This is a genomic window from Mycobacterium sp. 94-17, from assembly GCF_035617725.1.
Classification (GTDB): Bacteria; Actinomycetota; Actinomycetes; order Mycobacteriales; family Mycobacteriaceae; genus Mycobacterium.
Window position 1 is genome coordinate 103,314 of sequence record NZ_JAPIYN010000010.1, and the last position, 23,454, is coordinate 126,767.

24 protein-coding genes are annotated in these 23,454 nt (G+C 67.3%); 23 read left to right on the forward strand and 1 reads right to left on the reverse strand.

Annotated elements, in window-relative coordinates; translation table 11 throughout:
* The first annotated feature begins 44 nt into the window (after positions 1-44).
* Positions 45-1,250, forward strand: coding sequence for an acyl-CoA dehydrogenase family protein (locus OQ789_RS13810; RefSeq protein WP_324686483.1), 1,206 nt, complete (start codon positions 45-47; stop codon positions 1,248-1,250).
* An 84-nt stretch (positions 1,251-1,334) separates the two neighbouring features.
* On the opposite strand, the gene OQ789_RS13815 is transcribed toward OQ789_RS13810, so the two are convergent.
* Positions 1,335-2,195, reverse strand: a complete 861-nt coding sequence (locus tag OQ789_RS13815; RefSeq protein WP_324686484.1) for an oxidoreductase — start codon at positions 2,193-2,195, stop codon at positions 1,335-1,337.
* A 72-nt stretch (positions 2,196-2,267) separates the two neighbouring features.
* On the opposite strand from OQ789_RS13815, the gene OQ789_RS13820 reads away from it, so the two are divergent.
* From OQ789_RS13820 to nuoK, 22 genes are all read left to right on the forward strand, one after another.
* Positions 2,268-3,236, forward strand: coding sequence for an NADPH:quinone oxidoreductase family protein (locus OQ789_RS13820; protein WP_324686485.1), 969 nt, complete (start codon positions 2,268-2,270; stop codon positions 3,234-3,236).
* Between the two features lie 172 nt (positions 3,237-3,408).
* Positions 3,409-4,500: a homogentisate 1,2-dioxygenase gene (locus OQ789_RS13825; RefSeq protein WP_324686486.1), complete on the forward strand. Its 1,092-nt coding sequence runs from the start codon at positions 3,409-3,411 to the stop codon at positions 4,498-4,500.
* A 1-nt stretch (position 4,501) separates the two neighbouring features.
* A complete protein-coding gene (locus OQ789_RS13830; RefSeq protein WP_324686487.1) occupies positions 4,502-5,692 on the forward strand; it encodes an alpha/beta fold hydrolase in 1,191 nt (396 codons plus the stop codon).
* Positions 5,689-6,990: a CoA transferase gene (locus tag OQ789_RS13835; protein WP_324686488.1), complete on the forward strand. Its 1,302-nt coding sequence runs from the start codon at positions 5,689-5,691 to the stop codon at positions 6,988-6,990. The genes OQ789_RS13830 and OQ789_RS13835 overlap by 4 nt, the downstream gene beginning before the upstream one ends.
* The gene (locus OQ789_RS13840; RefSeq protein ID WP_324686489.1) at positions 6,987-7,880 is read left to right on the forward strand and encodes a hydroxymethylglutaryl-CoA lyase; all 894 of its coding nucleotides are present in this window, start codon (positions 6,987-6,989) and stop codon (positions 7,878-7,880) included. The genes OQ789_RS13835 and OQ789_RS13840 overlap by 4 nt, the downstream gene beginning before the upstream one ends.
* On the forward strand, positions 7,880-8,503 hold the full coding sequence (locus OQ789_RS13845; protein WP_324686490.1) for a TetR/AcrR family transcriptional regulator: 624 nt from the start codon (positions 7,880-7,882) through the stop codon (positions 8,501-8,503). The genes OQ789_RS13840 and OQ789_RS13845 overlap by 1 nt, the downstream gene beginning before the upstream one ends.
* Positions 8,504-8,522: 19 nt before the next feature.
* Positions 8,523-9,761, forward strand: a complete 1,239-nt coding sequence (locus OQ789_RS13850; RefSeq protein WP_324686491.1) for an acyl-CoA dehydrogenase family protein — start codon at positions 8,523-8,525, stop codon at positions 9,759-9,761.
* Positions 9,758-11,179 carry a phosphotransferase family protein gene (locus OQ789_RS13855; protein ID WP_324686492.1) on the forward strand — a complete coding sequence of 474 codons (1,422 nt, stop codon included), beginning with the start codon at positions 9,758-9,760 and terminating at the stop codon, positions 11,177-11,179. The genes OQ789_RS13850 and OQ789_RS13855 overlap by 4 nt, the downstream gene beginning before the upstream one ends.
* Positions 11,180-11,205: 26 nt before the next feature.
* Positions 11,206-11,607, forward strand: a complete 402-nt coding sequence (locus tag OQ789_RS13860) for a nuclear transport factor 2 family protein (RefSeq protein WP_324686493.1) — start codon at positions 11,206-11,208, stop codon at positions 11,605-11,607.
* A gap of 33 nt (positions 11,608-11,640) precedes the next feature.
* Positions 11,641-12,177, forward strand: coding sequence for a YceI family protein (locus OQ789_RS13865; RefSeq protein ID WP_324686494.1), 537 nt, complete (start codon positions 11,641-11,643; stop codon positions 12,175-12,177).
* A 54-nt stretch (positions 12,178-12,231) separates the two neighbouring features.
* Entirely contained in the window at positions 12,232-12,645 is a 414-nt protein-coding gene (locus tag OQ789_RS13870) for a hypothetical protein (RefSeq protein WP_324686495.1), read from the forward strand.
* A 314-nt stretch (positions 12,646-12,959) separates the two neighbouring features.
* Complete coding sequence (locus OQ789_RS13875) at positions 12,960-13,337, forward strand: NADH-quinone oxidoreductase subunit A (protein ID WP_324686573.1); 378 nt, start codon at positions 12,960-12,962, stop codon at positions 13,335-13,337.
* Positions 13,338-13,345: 8 nt separating this feature from the next.
* The gene (locus OQ789_RS13880) at positions 13,346-13,900 is read left to right on the forward strand and encodes an NADH-quinone oxidoreductase subunit B family protein (protein WP_324686496.1); all 555 of its coding nucleotides are present in this window, start codon (positions 13,346-13,348) and stop codon (positions 13,898-13,900) included.
* Positions 13,897-14,604 carry an NADH-quinone oxidoreductase subunit C gene (locus tag OQ789_RS13885; RefSeq protein WP_324686497.1) on the forward strand — a complete coding sequence of 236 codons (708 nt, stop codon included), beginning with the start codon at positions 13,897-13,899 and terminating at the stop codon, positions 14,602-14,604. Before OQ789_RS13880 ends, OQ789_RS13885 begins: the two co-directional genes overlap by 4 nt.
* Positions 14,604-15,929 carry an NADH dehydrogenase (quinone) subunit D gene (gene nuoD / locus OQ789_RS13890; RefSeq protein ID WP_324686498.1) on the forward strand — a complete coding sequence of 442 codons (1,326 nt, stop codon included), beginning with the start codon at positions 14,604-14,606 and terminating at the stop codon, positions 15,927-15,929. The genes OQ789_RS13885 and nuoD overlap by 1 nt, the downstream gene beginning before the upstream one ends.
* Entirely contained in the window at positions 15,926-16,681 is a 756-nt protein-coding gene (gene nuoE, locus OQ789_RS13895; RefSeq protein WP_324686499.1) for an NADH-quinone oxidoreductase subunit NuoE, read from the forward strand. Before nuoD ends, nuoE begins: the two co-directional genes overlap by 4 nt.
* Positions 16,681-18,021, forward strand: coding sequence for an NADH-quinone oxidoreductase subunit NuoF (gene nuoF, locus OQ789_RS13900; RefSeq protein ID WP_324686500.1), 1,341 nt, complete (start codon positions 16,681-16,683; stop codon positions 18,019-18,021). The genes nuoE and nuoF overlap by 1 nt, the downstream gene beginning before the upstream one ends.
* A gap of 60 nt (positions 18,022-18,081) precedes the next feature.
* Positions 18,082-20,520: an NADH-quinone oxidoreductase subunit G gene (locus tag OQ789_RS13905; protein ID WP_324686501.1), complete on the forward strand. Its 2,439-nt coding sequence runs from the start codon at positions 18,082-18,084 to the stop codon at positions 20,518-20,520.
* Between the two features lie 8 nt (positions 20,521-20,528).
* A complete protein-coding gene (gene nuoH, locus OQ789_RS13910) occupies positions 20,529-21,800 on the forward strand; it encodes an NADH-quinone oxidoreductase subunit NuoH (RefSeq protein WP_324686574.1) in 1,272 nt (423 codons plus the stop codon).
* Positions 21,793-22,338 (forward strand): NADH-quinone oxidoreductase subunit NuoI, encoded by a 546-nt coding sequence (gene nuoI / locus OQ789_RS13915; protein ID WP_324686502.1) that lies wholly within the window; start codon positions 21,793-21,795, stop codon positions 22,336-22,338. The genes nuoH and nuoI overlap by 8 nt, the downstream gene beginning before the upstream one ends.
* Positions 22,339-22,364: 26 nt before the next feature.
* The gene (locus tag OQ789_RS13920) at positions 22,365-23,153 is read left to right on the forward strand and encodes an NADH-quinone oxidoreductase subunit J (RefSeq protein WP_324686575.1); all 789 of its coding nucleotides are present in this window, start codon (positions 22,365-22,367) and stop codon (positions 23,151-23,153) included.
* Positions 23,150-23,449, forward strand: a complete 300-nt coding sequence (gene nuoK / locus OQ789_RS13925; RefSeq protein ID WP_324686503.1) for an NADH-quinone oxidoreductase subunit NuoK — start codon at positions 23,150-23,152, stop codon at positions 23,447-23,449. The genes OQ789_RS13920 and nuoK overlap by 4 nt, the downstream gene beginning before the upstream one ends.
* Positions 23,450-23,454 lie beyond the last annotated feature (5 nt).

Genomic DNA, 23,454 nt, shown 5'->3' on the forward strand with positions numbered 1-23,454 from the left:
GTCGTTATCTGAGTCGTTATCCAACTCGAGCTGAAAGTTCAATCATGGCAATCAATCTGGAGCTTCCCCGCAAGATGCAGGCTGTGACGACGAAGACGCACCAGGGCGCCGCCGAATTGATGCGTCCGATCGCCCGCAAGTACGACCTCAAGGAGCACGCGTACCCGGTCGAACTCGACACTCTGTTCAGCCTCTTCGAAGGCGCCTCGGAGTCAATCGAATTCGCGGGAGCGAACGCGCTGGGCGGTGAGGACCAGGAGCGGGACAAGAACCACAACGGCGCCAACATGGCCGCGCTGCTGCAGACGCTGGAAGCCAGCTGGGGCGACCTCGCGATGATGCTGTCGGTCCCCTATCAGGGCTTGGGCAACGCGGCCATCTCCGCCGTCGCCAACGAGGAGCAGCTGCAGCGCCTGGGCAAGGTGTGGGCGGCAATGGCCATCACCGAACCGGGCTTCGGATCGGACTCGGCGGCGGTGTCGACGACCGCCACCCTGGACGGCGACGAGTATGTGATCAACGGCGAGAAGATCTTCGTGACCGCCGGCTCCCGCGCCACCCACATCGTGGTGTGGGCGACGCTCGACAAGTCGCAGGGCCGCGCGGCGATCAAGTCGTTCGTCGTGCCGCGCGAGCACCCCGGCGTCACGGTCGAACGGCTCGAGCACAAGCTCGGCATCAAGGGTTCCGACACCGCGGTCATCCGGTTCGACTACGCCCGCATTCCGAAGGAAAACCTCCTCGGCAATCCCGAAATCGAGGTCGGCAAGGGCTTTTCCGGGGTGATGGAGACCTTCGACAACACCCGGCCCATCGTCGCCGCCATGGCCGTCGGTGTCGCCCGCGCCGCGTTGGAGGAGATCCGCAAGATCCTCACCGAGGCCGGCGTCGAGATCTCCTACGACAAGCCCTCGCACGCCCAGAGCGCGGCGGCGTCGGAGTTCCTGCGGATGGAAGCCGATTGGGAGGCGGCCTATCTGCTGTCTCTGCGGGCGGCGTGGCAGGCCGATAACAAGATCCCCAACTCCAAAGAAGCGTCGATGAGCAAGGCCAAGGCCGGCCGGATGGCCACTGACGTCACGCTCAAGGCCGTCGAATTGGCGGGCACCGCAGGCTATTCCGAGCAGTCACTGCTGGAGAAATGGTCGCGTGACTCGAAGATTTTGGACATCTTCGAAGGCACGCAACAGATTCAGCAGTTGGTGGTCGCACGCCGGCTGCTGGGCTTGTCGTCGGCCGAGCTCAAGTAGCCGTCGATCGCGCGCGTCGCCGAATGTGCACTGGTGGTGGGTTTTTCGCGATTTTTCCGCCCTCAGTGCACGTTCGGCGAAAGCTCAAGTGGCGATCACGTTCAGCCGGTCGCACGCTTCGTCGTCCAGGACGACTGACGCGACGGCCAGGTTCTCCTCCAGGTGCCGCACCGACGAGGTGCCCGGGATGAGCAGCACATTCGGCGCCACGTTCAGGGTCCACGCCAGCGCGATCTGGGCCGGGGTATACCCCAGTCGCTCTGCGGCGCTGCGCACCACCTCGTTGTTGAGCACCGGGTTGTTGGCGCCGGTGAACGCCGCGCCGAGCGGGAAGAACGGCACGAAAGCGATTCCGCGGGCAGTGCATTCGTCCAGCACCGGCTTCGACGCCCGATGCACGATGTTGAAAGCATTCTGCACACACACGATTTCGGTTGAGTCCAGCGCGTGCACCAGATGTTCGAGGGTGATTTCGCTGAGCCCGATGCCGCCGATCAGCCCTTCGTCGCGGGCGGCGATCAGGACCGCGAGCTGGTCGTCGAAAAGCGGGTCCGGCCCCTGGCTTTCGAACAGCCGCAGGTTGACCGCCGCGAGCCGGTCGACACCGAGGGTGCGCAGGTTGGCTTCCAGATCGCGGCGCAGGTCCGCGGGTTCCGACAGCGGCAGCCACGCGCCGGCGTCGTCGCGGCGTCCGCCCACCTTGCTGACCAGGGCCAGGTTGTCCGGGTAGGGGTGCAGCGCATCCCGGATGAGTTCGTTGGCCACGTCGGGTCCGTAGAACTGGGCGGTGTCGATGTGGTTGACGCCGAGCTCCACCGCCCGGCGTAGCACCGCCAGCGCCCCGTCGCGATCCGTGGGCGGCCCCATGACGCCGGGACCTGGAAGTTGCATCGCGCCGAAACCGACGCGAGACACCGAGCAGGGGCCGAGCGGGAAGGGATCCATAACGACACCGTAGATGGCCTCGTCGTGCTAGGGGCTGCGGGCCGGTCCTCGCCCGGAAGTAGGGTGATCGGCATGCGCGCAGCACGGGTGACTCGACTGGACGGTCCGGACGCGATCGAGATCGCGGACGTCGACGAACCCACCGGCGACGGTGTGGTTGTCGACGTGCACGCGGCCGGGGTGGCCTTCCCCGACGCGCTGCTGACCCGTGGCCTCTACCAGTACCGGCCGGACCCGCCGTTCGTGCTCGGCGCCGAAATCGCCGGGGTGGTGCGCTCGGCGCCGGACGGCGCCCACGTCAAGGCCGGCGACCGGGTGCTGGGCCTGACCATGCTGACCGGGGCCATGGCCGAGGTTGCGGTGCTGGCCCCCGACCGGGTGTTCAAGCTGCCCGACAACGTCGGCTTCGAGGCCGGCGCGGGAGTGCTGTTCAACGACCTGACCATGCACTTCGCGCTGGCCGTCCGCGGCCGGCTGGCCCAGGGCGAGACGGTGCTGGTGCATGGTGCGGCCGGCGGCATCGGGACGTCGGCGCTGCGGCTGGCGCCGGCGCTGGGCGCGTCCCGGATGATCGCGGTGGTCAGCACCGAGGCGAAGGGCGAGATCGCGTCGGCGGCGGGCGCGACCGACGTTGTGCTGGCCGACGGCTTCAAGGACGCGGTCCAGGAACTCACCGGCGGGCGCGGCGTCGACATCGTGGTGGACCCGGTGGGCGGTGACCGGTTCACCGATTCGCTGCGGTCGCTGGCTCCGGCGGGCCGGCTGCTGGTCATCGGATTCACCGGCGGGGAGATCCCGACAGTGAAGGTAAACCGGTTGCTGCTCAACAACATCGACGTCGTGGGCGTGGGTTGGGGGGCCTGGGCGGGCCGGCACCCCGGCACGCTCGAGAGCCAGTGGGCCGCCCTCCAGGATTTGTTCGCATCAGGTAAGTTGGCGCCCCCGGATCCCGAGGTCTTTCCGTTGGAGGAGGCCGCGGCCGCGGTGGCTTCGCTGGAAAACCGTAGCGCCAAGGGCAAAGTCGTGCTGCGGGTGCGCTAGCCGTTCCGTCGACTGCGAATCTGGCGACGCGACGCTGACGCGTCGCGCAATGCACTCTGAGCGCAAGACTTCAACGACGGGCTCCTCCCCGCGCCGGGCGGCCCTTGCCTTCCACCGAAAACAAAAGTAACGTCACTTTCAGTTTTGGTTCGACAACCTCCCGGAGCGGCTCATGGAATCATTCATCCACCTGCGCAAAGGCAAGACGCCGCGCCGGCTTCATGCCGATCTTGACGGCCTCAAGGACGACGAACTCGGCCGTGGCGGGTTCACCGGGCGCACCGCCAACATGTATCGCCGCAACGACCCCACCGCCTACCGCGCGGTCGGCCCGCTGCGCCCGGTCGACGTGCTGGCCGACCAGCTCAAACCCAGCGACGCCGCCGAACCCGACGGCGGACCGCTGCTGATGTTCAGCAACGCAGACTGCCGGGTGCTGCTGAGCCGCCGCAGCGAGGAGATGCCGTTCTACGCCCGCCACGTCGACGGCGACCTGTTGTGCTTCGTGCACAACGGCTCGGGCTTGTTCGAGACCGAATTCGGGCCACTGAACTACCGGCCCGGCGACTGGGTGTACATCCCGAAGGCCTGCACCTGGCGCCAAATCCCGGATGGCGAAACGACTTTGCTGATGATCGAGGCCACCGACGAGTTCCGGGCCCCCCCGCCCGGTACGCTGGGCCGGCATTTCCCCTTCGATCCCTCGCAGGCCGTCATCCCGGACCCGGCGCCGATCGACGACAACGGGCGCGAGGAGTACCGAGTACGCCTGATCCATGAGGGGGGACCGACAACCCTTTACTATCAACATAATCCGCTCGACGTCGAGGGCTGGCGCGGCGACAACTTCGCGTTCACCTTCAACATCGCCGACTACAACGTCGTCACCTCCGACAGCGTGCACCTGCCCCCGACCGTGCATCTGTTCATGCAGGCCACCGGCGTCTACGTGATGAACTTCTTGCCCAAGCCCGCCGAAGGTGTGCACGGCACCGAACGCACGCCCTGGTATCACCGCAACGTCGACTACGACGAGATCGCCTTCTTCCACGGCGGTTCGCTCTACGGCATCCCGATGCCGCCCGGACTCATTTCCCATGCGCCGCAAGGGGTGCACCACGGCGCTCCGGAGAAGGCGCGGGAACGGGCGCGCCGCAAGTTCGACGACTACACACGGGTCGACTGGCAGGTGATCGCGATCGACACCCGCCGCCGGCTCACTCCCTCGCCCGAGATACTGGCCAACGACCTAGGACAACACTGACATGACGCAGGCCCCGGTTAAGTACGACTACGAGCGCATCCCGTATCTGGTTGCCTTCGCCAACAATTCAGGCGTCCGCGACGTCTACGGCGGCCTGGCCGAGATCACCGTGCTGGAAAGCTATCTGCTCAAGCCGAAAGACCGGCCCAGCGACACCGTGCTGGTGTTCATGCATCCGATCGGCGGGGGCGCTTACCTGCCGATGATCAACGCGCTGGCCCGCGCCGGCCACCATGTCATCTACTGCAACAGCCGGTTTCGCGGTACCGACTCTTCGCTGCTGATGGAGAAGGTCGTCGAGGACCTCGGCGAGTGCATCAAGGACGCCAAGAACCGCCTCGGCTACCGGAAGGTGGTGCTGGCCGGGTGGAGCGGGGGCGGCTCGCTGTCGATGTTCTACCAACAGCAGGCGCAGCACCCGACCATTACGTCGAGCCCCACCGGCGACGGCCCCGACCTGACCAAGCTCGACCTGTGCGCCGCCGACGGCATCATGCTGCTGGCCGCGCACATCAGCCGGCACGGCACACTCACCGAATGGCTGGACGCGTCCATCCTCGACGAATCCGACCCCACCGAGCGCGATCCCGAGCTCGACCTCTACAACCCCGACAACCCCAACCAGCCGCCCTACACCAAGGAGTTCCTGGCCCGCTACCGGCAGGCCCAGATCGACCGCAACCGGCGCATCACCGCATGGGTGCACCAGAAACTGGACGAGCTGAAAGCGGCGGGCCGCCCCGACGACGAGTTCTGCTTCGTGGTGCACGGCACCATGGCCGACCCGCGCTGGCTGGACCCGACCGTCGATCCCAACGAGCGCAAGCCGGGAACCTGCTACCTCGGCGACCCGCAGGTGGTGAACATGAGCCCGGTCGGGCTGGCCCGCTACTCCACGCTGCGCGGGTGGCTGTCGCAGTGGAGCTACGACGAGGCCCGGGGCGACGGCGTGGCGTGCGGTAAGGACCTTGCGGTCCCCGCCCTGGTCATCGGTAACCTGGGCGACGACGCATGCACACCCAGCCACACCCGGCGGCTCTTCGAGGCGATCGGGCACCCCGACAAGGAGATGCACGAAATCCACGGCGCCACACACTATTACGCCGGTCCCGACCAGCGCGACAAGCTGCGCGAAGCGGTAAGCATCGTCACCGATTGGCTGGGCCGGCACGGATTCGCGGGGGCTGAATGACCGGCGGCGACGATGCAGAGCGACGCGATGAGGAGGAGCGCCGCACAGAACCCGGCGGCGACGATGCAGAGCGACGCGATGAGGAGGAGCGCCGCACAGGATCCGGCGCGCTGGACGGCGTCAGGGTGCTCGAGCTGGGCACCCTGATCGCCGGTCCCATGGTCGGCCGGCTGCTGGGCGACATGGGCGCCGACGTCATCAAGATCGAGCCGCCCGGCGCCCCGGACCCGCTGCGCACCTGGGGCCAGGCCGAGGTCGACGGGCACCACGTCTTCTGGACCGTGCACGCCCGCAACAAGCGGGCGATCACCCTGGACTTGCGCAAACCCCGCGGCCGCCAACTGTTCCTCGAACTCGTCGAGAAATGCGACATGGTGGTGGAGAACTTCCGTCCGGGCACGCTGGAGAAGTGGAACCTGGGCTACGACGTGCTCTCCGAACGCAATCCGGGCATCATCCTGGTCCGGGTGTCGGGCTACGGTCAGACCGGACCCGACGCGCACAAGGCCGGCTACGCCTCGGTGGCCGAGGCGGCCAGCGGGCTACGGCACCTCAACGGTTTTCCCGGCGGCCCGCCGCCGCGCCTTGCGCTCTCGCTCGGCGACACCCTGGCCGGCATGTTCGGCGCGCAGGGCGCGCTGGCCGCACTCTATCGCCGCAGTGTCACCGGCCAGGGCCAGGTCGTCGACGTCGCGCTCACCGAATCCTGTTTGGCCGTGCAGGAATCCACCATTCCCGACTACGACGTCGGCGGCGTGGTGCGCGGCCCGTCCGGCACCCGGCTCGAGGGCATCGCGCCGTCCAACATCTACCGCAGCGCCGACGGTTCCTGGGTGGTGATCGCGGCCAATCAGGACACGGTGTTCGCCCGGCTGTGCAAGGCGATGGACCGCCCCGAGCTCGCCACTGACGAGAAGTTCGCCACCCACCGCGCCCGCGGCCGCAACCAGGACGAGCTGGACGAGATCATCGGCGCCTGGGCCGCGGAGCGCCGGCCCGGCGACATCATCGAAACCCTCTCCGCCGCGGGCGTTATCGCGGGCCCGATCAACACCGTCGCCGAGGTGGTCAACGACCCGCAGCTGCAGGCCCGCGGCATGCTGGTGGCGCACCGCGACGAGCGGATCGGACGCGACGTGCTGGGGCCCGGCATCGTCCCGCTGCTGTCCGAATCCCCCGGCCGAGTCCGCTACGCCGGCCCGGCCCGTCCCGGCCAGCACAACGACGACGTCTACACCGGGCTGCTGGGCAAGACAGCCGGGGAGCTCGAGGAGCTGCGCGCCGAGGAGATCGTATGACTCGGATAGCCATCCGCGAGGTCGCGCTGCGCGACGGCCTGCAGATCGAGAAACCAATCCCGTTGTCGGTCAAGCTGGAACTGCTGTCCGCCATCGCGAAAACCGGGGTGCGCGAAGTCGAGGCCACCGCCTTCGTCTCCCCCACCAAGGTGCCATCCATGGCCGACGCGGCCAAGGTGGCCGCCGAGTTGCACAACTTCCCCGGCATCGAATTCTCCGCACTGGTTGCCAGCCCGAACGGCACCAAACGCGCGATCGCCGCCGGCCTGCGGTCGATCGAGTACGTGGTCGCCGCCGACGACACGTTCAGCATGAAGAACGTCGGGCGCACCAGCGCCGAGGCCACCACCCAGATCGGTGAGATCGTCGCCATCGCCCACGGCAATGACGTCAGCGTCGAAGTCATCGTCGCCACCGCCTGGGACTCCCCGTTCGAGGGCCCCACTCCCCCGCAGCGGGTGCTCGACATAGCCGCGGCCGCCCGCGATCGCGGCGTGGACCGGTTCTCGATCGCCGACACCATCGGCACCACCACCCCGGGTCGGGTGAAATCGCTTGTCTCGCAACTACTGCCGATCGTCGGCGACCTGCCACTGGGGGGACACTTCCACAACACCCGCGGCTCCGGCCTGGCCAGCGCCTACGCGGCCGTCGCCGCCGGCGTGACCCGGCTGGACGCGTCGGTGGGAGGCCTGGGCGGTTGCCCGTTCGCGCCGGGCGCCACCGGCAACATCGCCACCGAGGACCTGGTGTACCTGCTGGCCGACAGCGGCTACCAGGTCGACGTCGATTTGCAGGCCGCCATCGCCGCGGCCCGGGTCGCGAAGGAAGCCGTCGGCCATGACCTGCCGAGCGCTCTGCTGCGCGCGGGAGACCGGATCCGCAGCTGATGCCCGCGGAACTGGTGAGCGCCAAGGGTCGGCAGACCCGTCAGGCCATCGAGCAGGCGGCCCGGAAGCTGTTCGCCGAGAGGGGCTTTCACGGCACCACCCTGGCCGATATCACCTCGGCCGCGGGCAAGTCACCTGCGGTGTTCTATCGCTATTTCACCGACAAGGAAGACCTGCTGGCGGCCCTCGCGGAATCGTTCCTGCACGAGGTGGTCGAACCGTCCGGGCTGAGCGTGCTGCTGCCGGACTCCCCCGACGACGACGCCTTCTTCACCTCGGTGGTCACCGGCTACTGGAACATGTTCAAGCAGAACATCGGCATCATGATCGCCGTGGCCCAGCTCGCGGCCACCCAGCCACGCTTCGCCGACGTGCAGAACGAGTTTCGGCGGCTCGGCATGGACATTGTGGCCGCCTCGGTGCGGCGGGCCCAAGAGCAGGGACACGCATCGGAGCTCGTCCCGGAGCACACCGCGGCGGCCATCGCGCTGCTGTTCGAGAACTTCACCACCGTATTCGTCGGCAGGTCCGATCCCCACAAGGGCCTGGGCGTGACGATCACCGATGAGGACGCGATCGCACTGCTGTCCCGGATCTGGAAGAAGACTTTGTACGGCGCCTGACCAATAAGGAGTAATCAACGTGGATTTCACTCTGCCCGAACATCTTCCGGGCCTGCTGGCCGAGATGGACGAATTCATCGAGGCCGAGATCAAGCCGCTGGAACGCGAGAACATACAGTACTTCGACAAGCGTCGTGAGCATGCGCGCACCGACTGGGACAACGACGGGATCCCGACGCGCGAGTGGGAGGATCTGCTCGTCGAGATGCGCAGGCGTGCCGACAAGGCCGGCTGGCTGCGCTACGGGCTGCCCGCCTCGCTGGGGGGCCGCGACGGCAGCAATGTCGACATGGCGGTCATCCGGGAACACCTGGCGCACAAGGGCCTTGGCCTGCACAACGACCTGCAGAACGAATCGTCGATCGTCGGGAACTTCCCACAGGTGATCATGATGGAGCGGTTCGGCACCGACGAGCAACGCAAGGCGTGGTCGGAGGCGTTGATCACCGGGGAGCGGTCGATGGCGTTCGGCCTGACCGAGCCGCAACACGGGTCGGATGCCACCTGGCTGGAGACGCACGCCGAACGCGACGGCGATGGCTGGGTGATCAACGGCGCCAAGCGGTTCAACACCGGCGTGCACCGCGCGACCCACGACCTGGTCTTCGCGCGCACCTCCGGCGAACCGGGATCCGCCCGGGGCATCACCGCGTTCCTGGTGCCGACCGATTCGCCGGGCTTCAACGTCCCCTACTACTGGTGGACCTTCAACATGCCCACCGACCACGGTGAAGTCGAACTGACCGATGTCCGCATTCCCGGGGACGCGGTGCTCGGCGAGGTGGATCGCGGCCTGGAGGTCGCGCAAACGTTCCTGCACGAGAACCGGATTCGGCAAGCGGCGAGCAGCCTGGGTGCGGCGCAATACTGCATCGACCGCGCCGCCGAATACGCCGCGGGCCGAAACGTGTTCGGCAAGCCCCTGTCGGTCAACCAGGCCGTGCAGTGGCCGCTGGCCGAGTTGCAGACCGAGGCGCAGATGGTGCGGCTGCTGGTGCATTACGCCGCCTGGCATCTGGACCGCGACCACCACATGGAGGTCTCCGACAAGGTGTCGATGGCGAACTACCGCGCCAATCGCCTGGTTTGTGACGCCGCCGACCGCGCCATGCAGGTCCACGGCGGCCTCGGCTACAGCCGCCACGAGCAGTTCGAGCACATCTACCGTCATCACCGCCGCTACCGGATCACCGAGGGCGCCGAGGAGATCCAGATTCGCCGGGTGGCGCAGCGCCTGTTCAACTTCGGCAAGAAGTGAGCGTCAACTCCGCGGAGCTGGCCGCCAAACTTGCCAGGGCACTCACAGTGGTGCTGGCGCCGGTTCTCGGCGACGGGACATCGGTCGACAACCTGCGCGTGCTGACGGGTGGCGCCAGCAGGACCACGTGGGCGTTCGAGGCCGTCACCGACGCGCACCGTCGCGCGCTGATCCTGCGCACCGGCCCGCCCGACGATGTGCATGCGGGCATGGAACTGGAGGCCAGGACGCAGACGGCCGCGGCGGCGGCCGGCGCGCCGGTCCCGCACGTGCTGCTCGCCGATAATTCGCCTGCCGCATTGGGCAATCCGTTCCTGATCTGTGACGAGATCAAGGGCGAGACCATCGTGCGGCGCATCCAGCGCCAGCTCGACGCGGCCGGCGGGCAGGCCGCCCGCACACGGCTGCTGCAGCAGTGCGCGCAGGCGGTGGCCGCCATTCACCGCGCCGACACCGATATCGCGGACCTCACGCACGAGGACCAACTCGCCGAATGGCGTCAACGCCTCGACGACATGGGCGACACCACCGCAACCTTCGAATGGGCGTTTCGCAGGCTGGCCGTCCAGCGGCCCCGGCTGTCGCCGGCGGTGTTGGTACACGGCGACTTTCGGATGGGCAACCTCATCGTCGACGGATCGAACCTGGCCGCGGTACTGGACTGGGAACTTGTGCACGTCGGGCAGGCGTACGAAGACCTGGCGTGGTTCTGCATCCGGGCCTGGAGATTCGGCGCCCCGGTGAGCCTCGGCGCCGGCGGGCTGGGCAGCATCGAGGACTTTCTGCGGGCCTACGAGCAGGCCGGCGCGGCCCCGGTCGACCGGGCGGCGTTGCACTGGTGGCTGGTGCTGGCGACGTTGCGCTGGGGTGTCATCTGCCGCTTCCAGGCGGAGCGGCATCTGAGCGGGCACCGCCGTTCGGTCGAGTTGGCCACCATCGGGCGTCGCGTCTGCGAAACCGAATGGGATCTGCTCGACCTGCTCGAGTTGCTCGAGGCACCCGGCGACGAGGCGCGGCGCACCGGCGCCGCCTCCGGGCCACACGCTGACGACGAGGAGAAGCGGACCGGGGCTGCGGCCAGGAACGACGGATACGGTCGCCCGCTGGCCGTCGAACTCGTGGCCGCGGTCGCCGAATTCCTGGAAAACGACGTGCGTGGCGCGACGGAGGGGCAGGTGAATTTTCACACCCGGGTCGCGGCCAACGCGCTGCGCATCGTCGAGCGCGAACTGCTCGACGACAGCGAGACCCAATACCGCGCGGCGCTTGGCGACCTGGGCTTCGCCGATGAGGAGCAGCTGGCCGCCGCGATCCGGGCCGGCGCCTTGGACAACCAGGCAGACCAGGTCACCGCCTGCCTGCGCATCCTGGTTCGACGCCGATTGGCCGTCGCCCACCCCGGATACGACAGCGAATAGCCCCGCCGATCAGACAGGAGCCAAACATGCCCGCTTCCAGCACCGAGACGGTCATCGATGCGGCCAACCACTTGTTCAGCGCGATCGAGCGAAGCGATGTCGCCGCGATAGGCGCGATGTGGAGCGACGACATCGTGGTGTGGCGCGCCGGCTCGCGCCGCGATGACGACAAGGCCCGCGCGATGCGGGTCATCGATTGGTTCATCGGCGCGACCACGCAGCGTCGCTACGAGATCATCGACCGGCAGGTCTTCGACGACGGGTCGGTCCGGGGCTTCGTCCAGCAGCACATCCTGCACGCCACCGGCCCTGCCGGACAATCGATCTCGCTGCGCGTATGCATCGTGATCAGGGTGGGCGGCGACGGTCTGATCGAGCGGATCGACGAATACTTCGATCCCGCCGGGATCGCGCCGCTGATGAACTAGCGCTACATTCGCCACGACACATTGGGGGTGACAATGACGACTTTGGAGACGCTGCTTCACGATCCCGACATGCCGGGCGTGTGGAACCTGGACCCGGACCGCTCTTCCATCACTTTCAAGGTCCGGAACATGTGGGGCGCGCTGAACGTCAGGGGCCGCTTCACGGACTTCACCGGCGACGGCCAACTGACCAGCAAGGGAGCGGTTTTCGGCCGCGTGGACATCCGGGCCGCCTCGCTGGACACCGGCATCGGCCGTCGCGACAAGCACCTGCGCTCCGCCGACTTCTTCGACGTCGACCGCTTCCAAGAAATCAGCGTCGTCGTCACCGCGGTGCACCCGACAAAGGGCAGGGCCGCCGACCTTCGGACCGGCTTCACCATCAAGGGCGTCACCGCGGAGGTGACCCTGCCCGTCGAGATCTGCGAGCTCGACGACGGCTCGATCCGAATCGCCGCCGAAACCAAGCTCGACCGGGCCCGGTTCGACCTGGGCTGGAACCGGCTCGGCATGGTGAGCTCGACGGCAACGGTCGCGGCGAGCACCATCTTCGTGCGGGTGTCGCGGTGACGTTTTCCGCGGGCACCCCGCTGAACCGGGTGCGACACCAGTAGCATCTGCACCGTGTCCGACTCCACCCCGCAATCCAGCGTCGCCCTGCGGATCCTCGTCTACAGCAGCAACGTGCAGACCCGCGAACGGGTGATGCGGGCGCTGGGCAGGCAGCTGCATCCCGATCTGCCGGAGCTCAGCTACGTCGAGGTGGCGACAGGCCCCATGGTGGTGTCGACGATGGACAAGGGCGGCATCGACTTGGCCATCCTGGACGGCGAGGCCGCCCCGACCGGCGGCATGGGAATCGCAAAGCAGCTCAAAGACGAGCTCGAGACCTGCCCGCCCCTGGTCGTGCTGACCGGCCGGCCCGACGATGCCTGGTTGGCCTCCTGGTCGCGCGCCGAGGGTGCGGTGCCGCACCCCATCGACCCCATCCTGTTGGGCCGCACCGTGCTCAGCCTGCTCCGAGCCCCGGTTAGCTGATTCGATCCGCGTCGCGCCTTTGCTGAAGACGGGCCATCCGTCCTGGCGACGTCGTTGATCAGTACCCGCCGCAGTGATCGCCGCGGCGGCGCCTTTGCTGGCGCTCCTCCCGCGACAGATACCGCGGATCGCGTTGCGTGGCGAGCGTCGGATTCACCGGCAATCGATGCAAAACCTCCACCCCGGGCAAGCGCGCCGGGCGCCGCGACGCTATGTTGTAAATCACTGTGACTGGGGTGGCACTCACTTCGTCACAGCAGCCCGGTTACCGCCTGGCCGCTACAGGCGGCTCGTACGACGGATCATGGAGCGAGTTGAACGTCTACATACCCATCCTGGTGCTAGGCGCCATCGCCGCGGCCTTTGCCGTGGGCTCGGTGGCGATCGCGAGCCTGGCCGGCCCATCGCGGTTCAACAAGTCGAAGATGTCGGCCTACGAGTGCGGAATCGAACCCACCGAGACATCGGTGAGCGGGCCGCATGCGACGGCCGGCCAGCGCTTTCCGGTGAAGTACTACCTCACCGCGATGCTGTTCATCGTCTTCGACATCGAAATCGTGTTCCTGTATCCGTGGGCGGTCAGCTACGACGCGCTGGGCACGTTCGCGCTGGCCGAAATGGTGATTTTCATGCTGACGGTGTTCGTGGCCTACGCGTATGTGTGGCGTCGCGGCGGCCTGACGTGGGATTGAGGTAAGACGTGGGTCTCGAGGAACAGCTGCCCGGCGGGATTCTGCTGTCCACAGTCGAAACGGTCGCGGGTTACGTCCGCAAGAACTCGCTGTGGCCGGCGACGTTCGGGCTGGCCTGCTGCGCCATCGAGATGATGGCAACGGCCGGACCAAGATTCGACATCGCGCGCTTTGGCATGGAGCGCTTCTCCGCGACCCCCCGGCAGGCCGATCTAATGATCGTCGCCGGGCGGGTCAGCCAGAAGATGGCTCCGGTGCTGCGACAGATCTACGACCAGATGGCCGAGCCGAAATGGGTACTGGCCATGGGGGTGTGCGCGTCATCCGGGGGGATGTTCAACAACTACGCGATCGTGCAGGGCGTCGATCACGTTGTTCCGGTGGACATCTACCTGCCTGGGTGCCCACCCAGGCCGGAGATGCTGTTGTACGCAATCCTGAAGCTGCACGAGAAGATTCAGGAGATGCCGCTGGGCGTCAACCGGGAGACCGCCATCGCCGAGGCCGAGCAGGCAGCGCTGTCTGCCCGGCCCACGATCGAGATGCGCGGGCTGCTGCGATGAGCTCACCGAACCAGGACCCGCAGGAAGCGATCGCCCGCGCCGACGAAGACGTGATCGACGTGCGCCACGGCATGTTCGGCGCCAGGGGCTCGGGTGACACGTCCGGATACGGACGACTGGTGCGCGAAGTCCTGCTGCCGGGCAGCACCCCGCGGCCCTACGGCGGCTACTTCGACGAGGTGGTCGACTCACTGGCCGCGGCGTTGCACAAGGACGGCGTCGAATTCACCGACGCCATCGAGAAAGTCGTGGTGTACCGCGACGAACTGACCCTGCACGTCCGGCGCGACGCCCTCGAGCGGGTCGCGCACCGGCTGCGCGACGACCCGCAGTTGCGGTTCGAAATGTGCCTGGGGGTCAGCGGGGTGCACTACCCGCACGAGACGGGACGCGAACTGCACGCGGTGTATCCGTTGCAGTCGATCACGCATAATCGTCGTGTCCGATTGGAAGTGTCTGTGCCCGACGGTGATCCGCACATCCCCTCGCTGTTCCGGATTTATCCGACCACCGACTGGCACGAACGGGAGACCTACGACTTCTTCGGCATCATCTTCGACGGGCACCCGTCGCTGACCCGCATCGAGATGCCCGACGACTGGCACGGGCACCCCCAGCGCAAGGACTACCCCCTGGGCGGAATCCCGGTCGAATTCAAAGGCGCACAGATACCCCCGCCCGACGAGCGGAGAGCGTACAACTGATGAGCACTACCACCGAATCGACGCACGATGGCGCCGGCGAGACCTTCGTGGTCGCCGGCGGCCAGGACTGGGACAAGGTCGTCGAAGCCGCCCGCGGCGTCGACCCCGGCGAACGCATCATCGTCAACATGGGGCCCCAGCACCCGTCCACGCACGGGGTATTGCGGCTGATCCTCGAGATCGAGGGCGAGACGGTCACCGACGCCCGCTGCGGCATCGGGTATCTGCACACCGGCATCGAGAAGAACCTCGAATACCGCTACTGGACCCAAGGTGTCACGTTCGTGACCCGGATGGATTACCTCTCACCGTTTTTCAACGAGACCGCCTACTGCCTGGGCGTGGAGAAGCTGCTCGGCATCACCGATCAGATCCCGGAGCGGGTCAACGTCATCCGGGTGATGATGATGGAACTCAACCGGATCTCGTCCCACCTGGTGGCGTTGGCCACCGGCGGCATGGAGCTGGGCGCCATGACCCCGATGTTCGTCGGATTCCGGGGACGCGAGATCGTGCTGACCCTGTTCGAATCGATCACCGGCCTGCGGATGAACAGCGCCTACGTCCGCCCCGGCGGCGTCGCGCAGGACTTGCCGCCCAACGCCGAGACCGAGATCGCCGAGGGCCTCAAGGGGCTCAGGCAGGTTTTGCGCGAAATGGGCGGTCTGCTCAACGAGAACGCCATCTGGAAGGCCCGCACCCAGGACGTCGGATACCTCGATCTGGCCGGTTGCATGGCGCTGGGGATCACCGGCCCCATCCTGCGTGCCACCGGCTTGCCGCACGATCTGCGCAAGAGCGAACCATACTGCGGCTACGAAAAGTACGAATTCGACGTAATCACCGAAGACACGTGTGATGCTTACGGGCGCTACATCATTCGCGTCAACGAGATGTGGGAGTCGATCAAGATCGTCGAGCAGTGTCTGGACAAGCTGAAGCCGGGTCCGACCATGATCGAGGACGGCAAGATCGCCTGGCCGGCCGACTTGAAGGTGGGTCCCGACGGCATGGGCAACTCACCGGAGCACATCGCCAAGATCATGAGCGGCTCCATGGAATCGCTGATCCACCACTTCAAACTGGTCACCGAGGGCATCAGGGTTCCGCCGGGCCAGGTCTACACGGCGGTCGAGTCGCCGCGCGGGGAGCTGGGTGTGCACATGGTCAGCGACGGCGGCACCCGGCCCTACCGGGTGCACTACCGCGATCCCTCATTCACCAACCTGCAAGCGGTCGCCGCGATGTGCGAGGGCGGGATGGTGGCCGACCTGATCACCGCGGTTGCCAGCATCGACCCGGTCATGGGCGGGGTGGACCGGTGACCGGGCCGCAGGGACAGCCGGTCTTCATCCGGCTCGGCCCGCCACCGGAGGAGCCCAACGCGTTCGTCGTCGAGGGCGCGCCCAAGACGTATCCGCCCGAGGTGCGGGCGCGGCTGGAGGTCGACGCCAAGGAGATCATCGGCCGCTACCCCAGCAAGCGTTCGGCGCTGCTGCCCTTGCTGCATCTGGTGCAGTCGCAGGATTCCTACCTCACGCCGGCGGGCCTGGAGTTCTGCGGTGAGCAGCTGGGCCTCACCGGGGCCGAGGTGTCCGCGGTGGCGAGCTTCTACACCATGTACCGGCGCGGCCCCACCGGCGACTACCTGGTCGGCGTCTGCACGAACACGTTGTGCGCCATCATGGGTGGCGACGCCATCTTCGACGCCCTGAAGGAACATCTGGGCATCGGTAACGACGAGACCACCGCCGACGGCTCGGTCACGTTGCAACACATCGAATGCAACGCCGCCTGCGACTACGCGCCCGTGGTGATGGTGAACTGGGAGTTCTACGACAACCAGACGCCGGAGTCGGCGCGCGAACTGGTCGACTCGCTGCGTTCCGGAGAACCCCGGCCGCCCACCCGCGGGGCTCCGCTGTGCGTCTTCCGCGAGACGTCGCGCATCCTGGCCGGCCTGCCCGACGAGCGTCCCGACCAGGGACAGGGCGGCGCGGGTGCGGCCACCCTGGCCGGCCTGGAGGTAGCCAAGGAACACGGCATGCAGGCGCCCGGCGCGCCGGAAGGCCAGTGATGACAACAACTTCGGATACTTCGCAGGCGACGCCGCTGACTCCGGTCATCAGCCGGTTCTGGGACGACCCCGAGTCCTGGACCCTGCAGACCTATTACCGCCACGGCGGCTACGAGGCGATGAAGAAGGCGTTGGCGATGGAGCCGGACGCGGTGATCGGGGTGGTGAAGGACTCCGGGCTGCGCGGGCGCGGCGGCGCGGGCTTCTCCACCGGCACGAAGTGGTCGTTCATCCCGCAGGGTGACACCGGCGCGGCCGCCAAACCGCACTACCTCGTGGTCAACGCCGACGAGTCGGAACCCGGTACGTGCAAAGACATTCCGCTGATGCTGGCGACGCCGCACGTCCTCGTCGAGGGCGTCATCATCGCCGCGTACGCGATCCGGGCCAGCCACGCGTTCATCTATGTGCGCGGGGAGGTGCTGCCGGTGCTGCGCCGCCTGCAGAACGCGGTGGCCGAGGCCTACGACGCCGGCTACCTGGGCCGCGACATCAACGGCTCGGGCTTCGATTTGGAGCTGGTGGTGCACGCCGGTGCCGGCGCCTACATCTGCGGCGAGGAAACCGCCCTGCTGGACTCGCTGGAAGGCCGGCGCGGCCAGCCGCGGCTGCGCCCGCCCTTCCCGGCCGTGGCCGGACTCTATGGCTGCCCCACGGTGATCAACAACGTCGAGACGATCGCGAGCGTGCCGTCGATCATCGCGAACGGCGTGGACTGGTTCCGCTCGATGGGCAGCGAGAAGTCCCCCGGCTTCACGCTGTATTCGCTGTCCGGCCACGTCGCGCGGCCCGGACAGTACGAAGCGCCACTGGGAATCACGTTGCGGGAGTTGCTCGCCTACGCCGGCGGTGTGCGGGCCGGGCACCGGCTCAAGTTCTGGACACCGGGCGGGTCGTCGACGCCGCTGCTCACCGACGAGCACCTCGACGTGCCGCTGGACTACGAGGGGGTCGGCGGCGTCGGCTCGATGCTGGGCACCAAGGCGCTGGAGATCTTCGACGAGACCACCTGCGTGGTGCGCGCCGTGCGGCGCTGGACCTACTTCTACAAGCACGAGTCGTGCGGAAAATGCACACCGTGCCGCGAGGGCACCTTCTGGCTGGACCAGATCTACGAGCGGCTCGAAACCGGTAAGGGCACCCCCGAAGACATCGACAAGCTGCTGGACATCTCCGACACCATCCTCGGAAAGTCGTTCTGCGCGTTGGGCGATGGCGCCGCCAGCCCGGTGATGTCCTCGATCAAGTTCTTCCGCGACGAATACGTCGCGCACGTCGAGGGCGGCGGCTGTCCCTTCGACCCGCGCGACTCCATGCTGACGGCGAACGGAAAGGCCTGACAGCCCCATGACCCGCGCCAGTGACGACGCAGAGCGAAGCGATGAGAAGGAGCGGCGCTCATGACCAGTGCGGCCAAGACCGAGACCGGCGGCCCCAGGGACGACGAGCCGCGTCCGCCGGACATGGTGACGCTGACCATCGACGGCAACGAGATCAGCGTTCCCAAGGGAACTCTGGTGATCCGGGCCGCCGAATTGATGGGTATCCAGATCCCCCGGTTCTGCGACCACCCGCTGCTGGACCCGGTCGGCGCGTGCCGGCAGTGTCTGGTCGAGGTGGAAGGCCAGCGCAAGCCGATGGCCTCGTGCACCACGGTGGCGACCGATGACATGGTGGTGCGCACCCAGCTCACCTCGGAGGCCGCCGACAAGGCCCAGCACGGCGTGATGGAGCTGCTGCTCATCAACCACCCGCTGGACTGCCCGATGTGCGACAAGGGCGGCGAATGCCCGCTGCAGAACCAGGCGATGTCCAACGGCCGCACCGATTCTCGCTTCACCGACGTCAAGCGCACCTTCGCCAAGCCGATCAACATCTCCTCGCAGGTCCTGCTGGACCGGGAGCGTTGCATCCTGTGTGCCCGCTGCACCAGGTTCTCCGAGCAGATCGCCGGCGACCCGTTCATCGACATGCAGGAACGGGGCGCGCTGCAACAGGTCGGCATCTACGCCGAGGAGCCGTTCGACTCGTACTTCTCGGGCAACACGGTGCAGATCTGCCCGGTGGGTGCGCTGACCGGCAGCTCGTACCGATTCCGGGCCCGCCCGTTCGACCTGGTATCCAGCCCCAGCGTCTGCGAGCACTGCGCGGGCGGGTGCGCCGAGCGCACGGACCACCGCCGCGGCAAGGTGCTGCGCAGGCTGGCCGGCGACGATCCCGAAGTCAACGAGGAGTGGAACTGCGACAAGGGCCGGTGGGCCTTCACCTACGCAACCCAGCCCGACGTGATCACCACTCCCCTGATCCGCGACGCCGACGGCTCCCTGTATCCGGCATCGTGGTCGCACGCGATCGCCGTCGCGACCGCTGGCCTCGAAGCGGCACGCGGCCGCGCGGGTGTGCTTGTCGGCGGCCGGGTAACGCTCGAGGACGCCTACGCCTACTCCAAGTTCGCGCGAATGGTGTTGGACAGCAACGATATCGACTTTCGTGCCCGGCCGGGCTCGGCCGAGGAGGCGGACTTCCTGGCCGCCCACATCGCGGGCACACCGATCACCGTCAGCTACTCCGATCTCGAATCGGCACCGGTCGTCGTACTGGTGGGATTCGAGCCGGAGGACGAGGCGCCGATCGTGTTCCTGCGGTTGCGCAAGGCGGCCCGCAAGCACGGGGTGCCGGTCTATGCGATCGCGCCGTTCGCCACCCGCGCACTGGGCAAGCTCTCCGGCCGCTTGATCAAAACCGTTCCCGGCGCGGAAGCTTCAGCGCTCGACGGGTTGGCCACCGGCGAGGTGGGCGACCTGCTGTCCACCGCGGGTGCGGTCATCATGGTCGGCGAACGGCTTGCCACGGTGCCGGGCGGATTGTCCGCCGCGGCCCGGCTCGCCGAGGCCACCGGCGCCCGCCTGGCCTGGGTGCCGCGCCGCGCCGGCGAGCGCGGTGCGCTGGAAGCCGGTGCGCTGCCGGGCCTGCTGCCCGGTGGCAGGCCGGTCGGCGACGAAACCGCCCGCGCGCAGGTCGCTCAGGCGTGGAACGTGTCCGAATTGCCCTCCGGCAGTGGACGTGACGCGGATACGATCCTGGCCGCCGCTGCCGACGGCACGCTGGGCGCGCTACTCGTGGGCGGTGTCGAACCCGGCGATTTCACCGACCCCCAGGCGGTGCTCGCGGCGCTCGACCGGGTCGGCTTCGTCGTCAGCCTGGAGCTGCGGCACAGCCCCGTCACCGAACGCGCCGACGTGGTGTTCCCGGTCGCGCCGACGACGCAGAAGGCCGGCGCATTCGTCAACTGGGAGGGCCGCTTCCGGCCGTTCGAGGCGGCGTTGCGCAACACGCAGGACGCCGCCCAATCCGATCATCAGGTGCTCGACACGCTCGCCGACGAGATGGGCGTGTACCTGGGCACGTCCACCGTCGCCGTCGTTCGCGACGAACTGGCAGCGCTGCGGTACTGGGACGGCACGCGTGCCGCGGGCCCGGACGTCGCGGCCCCGGAGCCGTCTGAGCCCGGCAACGGGCTTGAAAAGGGACAAGCGGTGTTGACCGGCTGGCGGATGATGCTGGACAACGGCCGAATGCAAGACGGTGAGCCACATCTGGCGGGCACCGCGCGCAAACCCGTCGCTCGGCTGTCCGGCGGCACGGCCGCGGAGATCGGCGCCACCGACGGAGACGCGATCACCGTCAGCACGCCGCGCGGGTCCATCAGCCTGCCGCTGGTGATCACCGACATGCCCGACCGGGTGGTGTGGCTGCCGGTCAACTCGCCCGGCTCGGCGGTGCATCGCCAACTCGGCGTACCGCTCGGCAGCACAGTCAAGATCGGAGCCGGCTCATGACGACGTCGCTGACCGCTTTCGGGCACGACCCCTGGTGGCTGGTGCTCGGCAAGGCGCTGGCCATCTTCGTGTTCCTCATGCTCAACGTGCTGGTGGCGATCCTGCTCGAACGCAAGATCCTCGGCTGGATGCAGCTTCGCCCCGGACCCAATCGGGCGGGACCGTGGGGTGTCCTGCAGAGCCTGGCCGACGGAATCAAGTTGGCGCTCAAGGAAACCATCACCCCCGGCGGGGTCGACAAGTTCGTCTACTTCGCGGCGCCGGTCATCTCGACGATTCCGGCGTTCACCGCCTTCGCGTTCATCCCGTTCGGTCCCGTGGTGTCGGTCTTCGGCCACCGCACGCCGCTGCAGCTGACCGACCTGCCGGTCGCGGTGCTGTTCATCCTCGGGCTGTCGGCGATCGGTGTGTACGGAATCGTGTTGGGCGGCTGGGCTTCCGGGTCCACCTATCCGCTGCTGGGCGGGGTGCGCTCCACCGCCCAGGTCATCTCCTACGAGGTGGCGATGGGGCTGTCGTTCGCGGCGGTGTTCCTCTACGCCGGCTCCATGTCGACGTCGCAGATCGTCGCCGCGCAGGACAAGGTCTGGTACGTGTTCCTACTGCTGCCGTCGTTCGTGATCTACCTCATCTCGATGGTCGGCGAAACCAACCGGGCACCTTTCGATCTGCCCGAGGCAGAGGGTGAGCTGGTCGCGGGGTTCCACACCGAGTACTCGTCGCTGAAGTTCGCGATGTTCATGCTGGCCGAGTACGTCAACATGATGACGGTGTCGTCGCTGGCCACCGTCCTGTTCTTCGGCGGCTGGCATGCGCCGTGGCCGCTGAACATGTGGGCGGGCGCCAACACCGGCTGGTGGCCGGTGCTGTGGTTCACCGCGAAGATGTGGACCTTCCTGTTCATCTACTTCTGGCTGCGCGCCTCGCTGCCCCGGCTGCGCTACGACCAGTTCATGGGGCTGGGCTGGAAGCTGCTGATCCCGGCCTCGCTGGTCTGGGTGCTGATCGCCGCCGTGATCCGCACGCTGCACAACCAGGGCTATGCGCACTGGACCCCGCTCCTGGTGGTCAGCAGCGTCGTATTCGCCACGGCACTCGTGCTGCTGCTGCGAAAACCGTTCGCCGCGCCCGGTATTCGCTCGCTGGAGAAACAACTGCGCCGCCAGGCGAAGAAGCTGCCGAGCGGACTGGAGTCCGCGCCGGTATTCCCGACACCGCCGCTGCCATCGAAGGGCCAGAAATCCCTGGCGGCCGCGAGCAAGGAGAAAGCACGTGGCTAAATTCCTGGACGCCGTCGCCGGATTCGGTGTCACGTTCGGATCGATGTTCAAAAGGAACGTCACCGAGGAGTATCCGGAAAAGCCGGGCCCCGTGGCTCCCCGCTACCACGGCCGCCATCAGCTGAACCGCTACGTGGACGGTCTGGAGAAGTGCATCGGGTGCGAACTGTGCGCCTGGGCGTGCCCGGCCGACGCGATATATGTCGAGGGCGCGGACAACACCGAGGAGCTCAGGTATTCGCCCGGCGAACGCTACGGGCGGGTCTACCAGATCAACTATTTGCGGTGCATCGGGTGCGGACTGTGCATCGAGGCGTGCCCCACCCGGGCGCTGACGATGACCAATGACTACGAGATGGCCGACGACAACCGCACCGACCTGATCTACGACAAGGACCGACTGCTGGCGCCGCTGCTGCCGGACATGCAGGCGACGCCGCACCCCAGGACCGAAGGCAGCACCGACAAGGACTACTACCAGGGCAACGTGACCGCACACGGGTTGCGGGAGATCCGGCAGGCCGGAGAATCCCGGTGACCGGATTGTCCGGCCACGCCGTCGCCGTGGCCTCGAGTTTTGCGCCGGACACCATCGTGCGCACCTCCACCGGCGAGGCGGTCGCCTTCTGGGTGCTCGGCGTGCTGGCCGTGATCGGCGCGATCGGGGTGGTCACCGCCGTCAACGCGGTGTACTCGGCGATGTTCCTGGCAATGACGATGATCATCCTGGCGGTCTTCTACATGATCCAGGACGCGCTCTTTCTGGGCGTGGTTCAAGTGGTGGTCTACACCGGCGCGGTGATGATGCTGTTCTTGTTCGTGCTGATGCTCATCGGTGTGGACTCCGCGGAATCGCTCAAGGAGACGCTGCGCGGTCAGCGCATCGCGGCCGTGGCGGCCGGCATGGGATTCGGCATTCTGCTCGTCGCCGCGATCGGCAACGTGACCACCGGCGGTTTCGCCGGGCTGACCACCGCCAACGCCAACGGCAACGTGGAAGGGCTGGCGGCGCTGATCTTTTCGCGATACCTGTGGGCTTTCGAGCTGACCAGTGCGCTGCTGATCACCGCGGCCGTCGGCGCGATGGTGCTGGCGCACCGCGAGCGGTTCGAGCGCCGTAAGACACAGCGCGAGCTCTCCCAGGAGAGATTCCGGGAGGGCGGGCACCCCACCCCGATGCCCAGCCCCGGTGTGTACGCACGCCACAACGCCGTCGACGTGGCCGCGTTGCTGCCGGACGGATCGTACTCGAAGCTGTCGGTGTCGCCGATGCTGCAAAGCCGCGGCGCCGACGGCAAGAAGATCCCGTCACCCGAGCCGAGCCCGACTCTCTCCCAAGGCGGTACGTCGTGAATCCGGCCAATTACCTGTATCTTTCGGCGCTGCTGTTCACCGTCGGTGCCTCCGGTGTGTTGTTGCGCCGCAACGCCATCGTGATGTTCATGTGCATCGAGCTGATGCTCAACGCGGTCAACCTCGCGTTCGTCACGTTCGCGCGGATGCACGGCCATCTGGACGGGCAGATGATCGCGTTCTTCACGATGGTGGTCGCCGCCTGCGAGGTGGTCATCGGCCTGGCCATCATCATGACCATCTTCCGCACCCGTAAATCGGCGTCCGTCGACGACGCGAACCTACTCAAAGGCTGAAGACG

Coding starts and splice junctions, on each gene's coding strand:
- OQ789_RS13815 (WP_324686484.1), bottom strand. CDS start 2,195: ATGGATCCCTTCCCGCTCGGCCCCTGCTCGGTGTCTCGCGTCGGTTTC.
- OQ789_RS13810 (WP_324686483.1), top strand. CDS start 45: ATGGCAATCAATCTGGAGCTTCCCCGCAAGATGCAGGCTGTGACGACG.
- OQ789_RS13885 (WP_324686497.1), top strand. CDS start 13,897: ATGAGCTCACCGAACCAGGACCCGCAGGAAGCGATCGCCCGCGCCGAC.
- OQ789_RS13830 (WP_324686487.1), top strand. CDS start 4,502: ATGACGCAGGCCCCGGTTAAGTACGACTACGAGCGCATCCCGTATCTG.
- OQ789_RS13825 (WP_324686486.1), top strand. CDS start 3,409: ATGGAATCATTCATCCACCTGCGCAAAGGCAAGACGCCGCGCCGGCTT.
- OQ789_RS13865 (WP_324686494.1), top strand. CDS start 11,641: ATGACGACTTTGGAGACGCTGCTTCACGATCCCGACATGCCGGGCGTG.
- OQ789_RS13835 (WP_324686488.1), top strand. CDS start 5,689: ATGACCGGCGGCGACGATGCAGAGCGACGCGATGAGGAGGAGCGCCGC.
- OQ789_RS13860 (WP_324686493.1), top strand. CDS start 11,206: ATGCCCGCTTCCAGCACCGAGACGGTCATCGATGCGGCCAACCACTTG.
- OQ789_RS13820 (WP_324686485.1), top strand. CDS start 2,268: ATGCGCGCAGCACGGGTGACTCGACTGGACGGTCCGGACGCGATCGAG.
- OQ789_RS13840 (WP_324686489.1), top strand. CDS start 6,987: ATGACTCGGATAGCCATCCGCGAGGTCGCGCTGCGCGACGGCCTGCAG.
- OQ789_RS13845 (WP_324686490.1), top strand. CDS start 7,880: ATGCCCGCGGAACTGGTGAGCGCCAAGGGTCGGCAGACCCGTCAGGCC.
- OQ789_RS13905 (WP_324686501.1), top strand. CDS start 18,082: ATGACCAGTGCGGCCAAGACCGAGACCGGCGGCCCCAGGGACGACGAG.
- nuoD (WP_324686498.1), top strand. CDS start 14,604: ATGAGCACTACCACCGAATCGACGCACGATGGCGCCGGCGAGACCTTC.
- nuoF (WP_324686500.1), top strand. CDS start 16,681: ATGACAACAACTTCGGATACTTCGCAGGCGACGCCGCTGACTCCGGTC.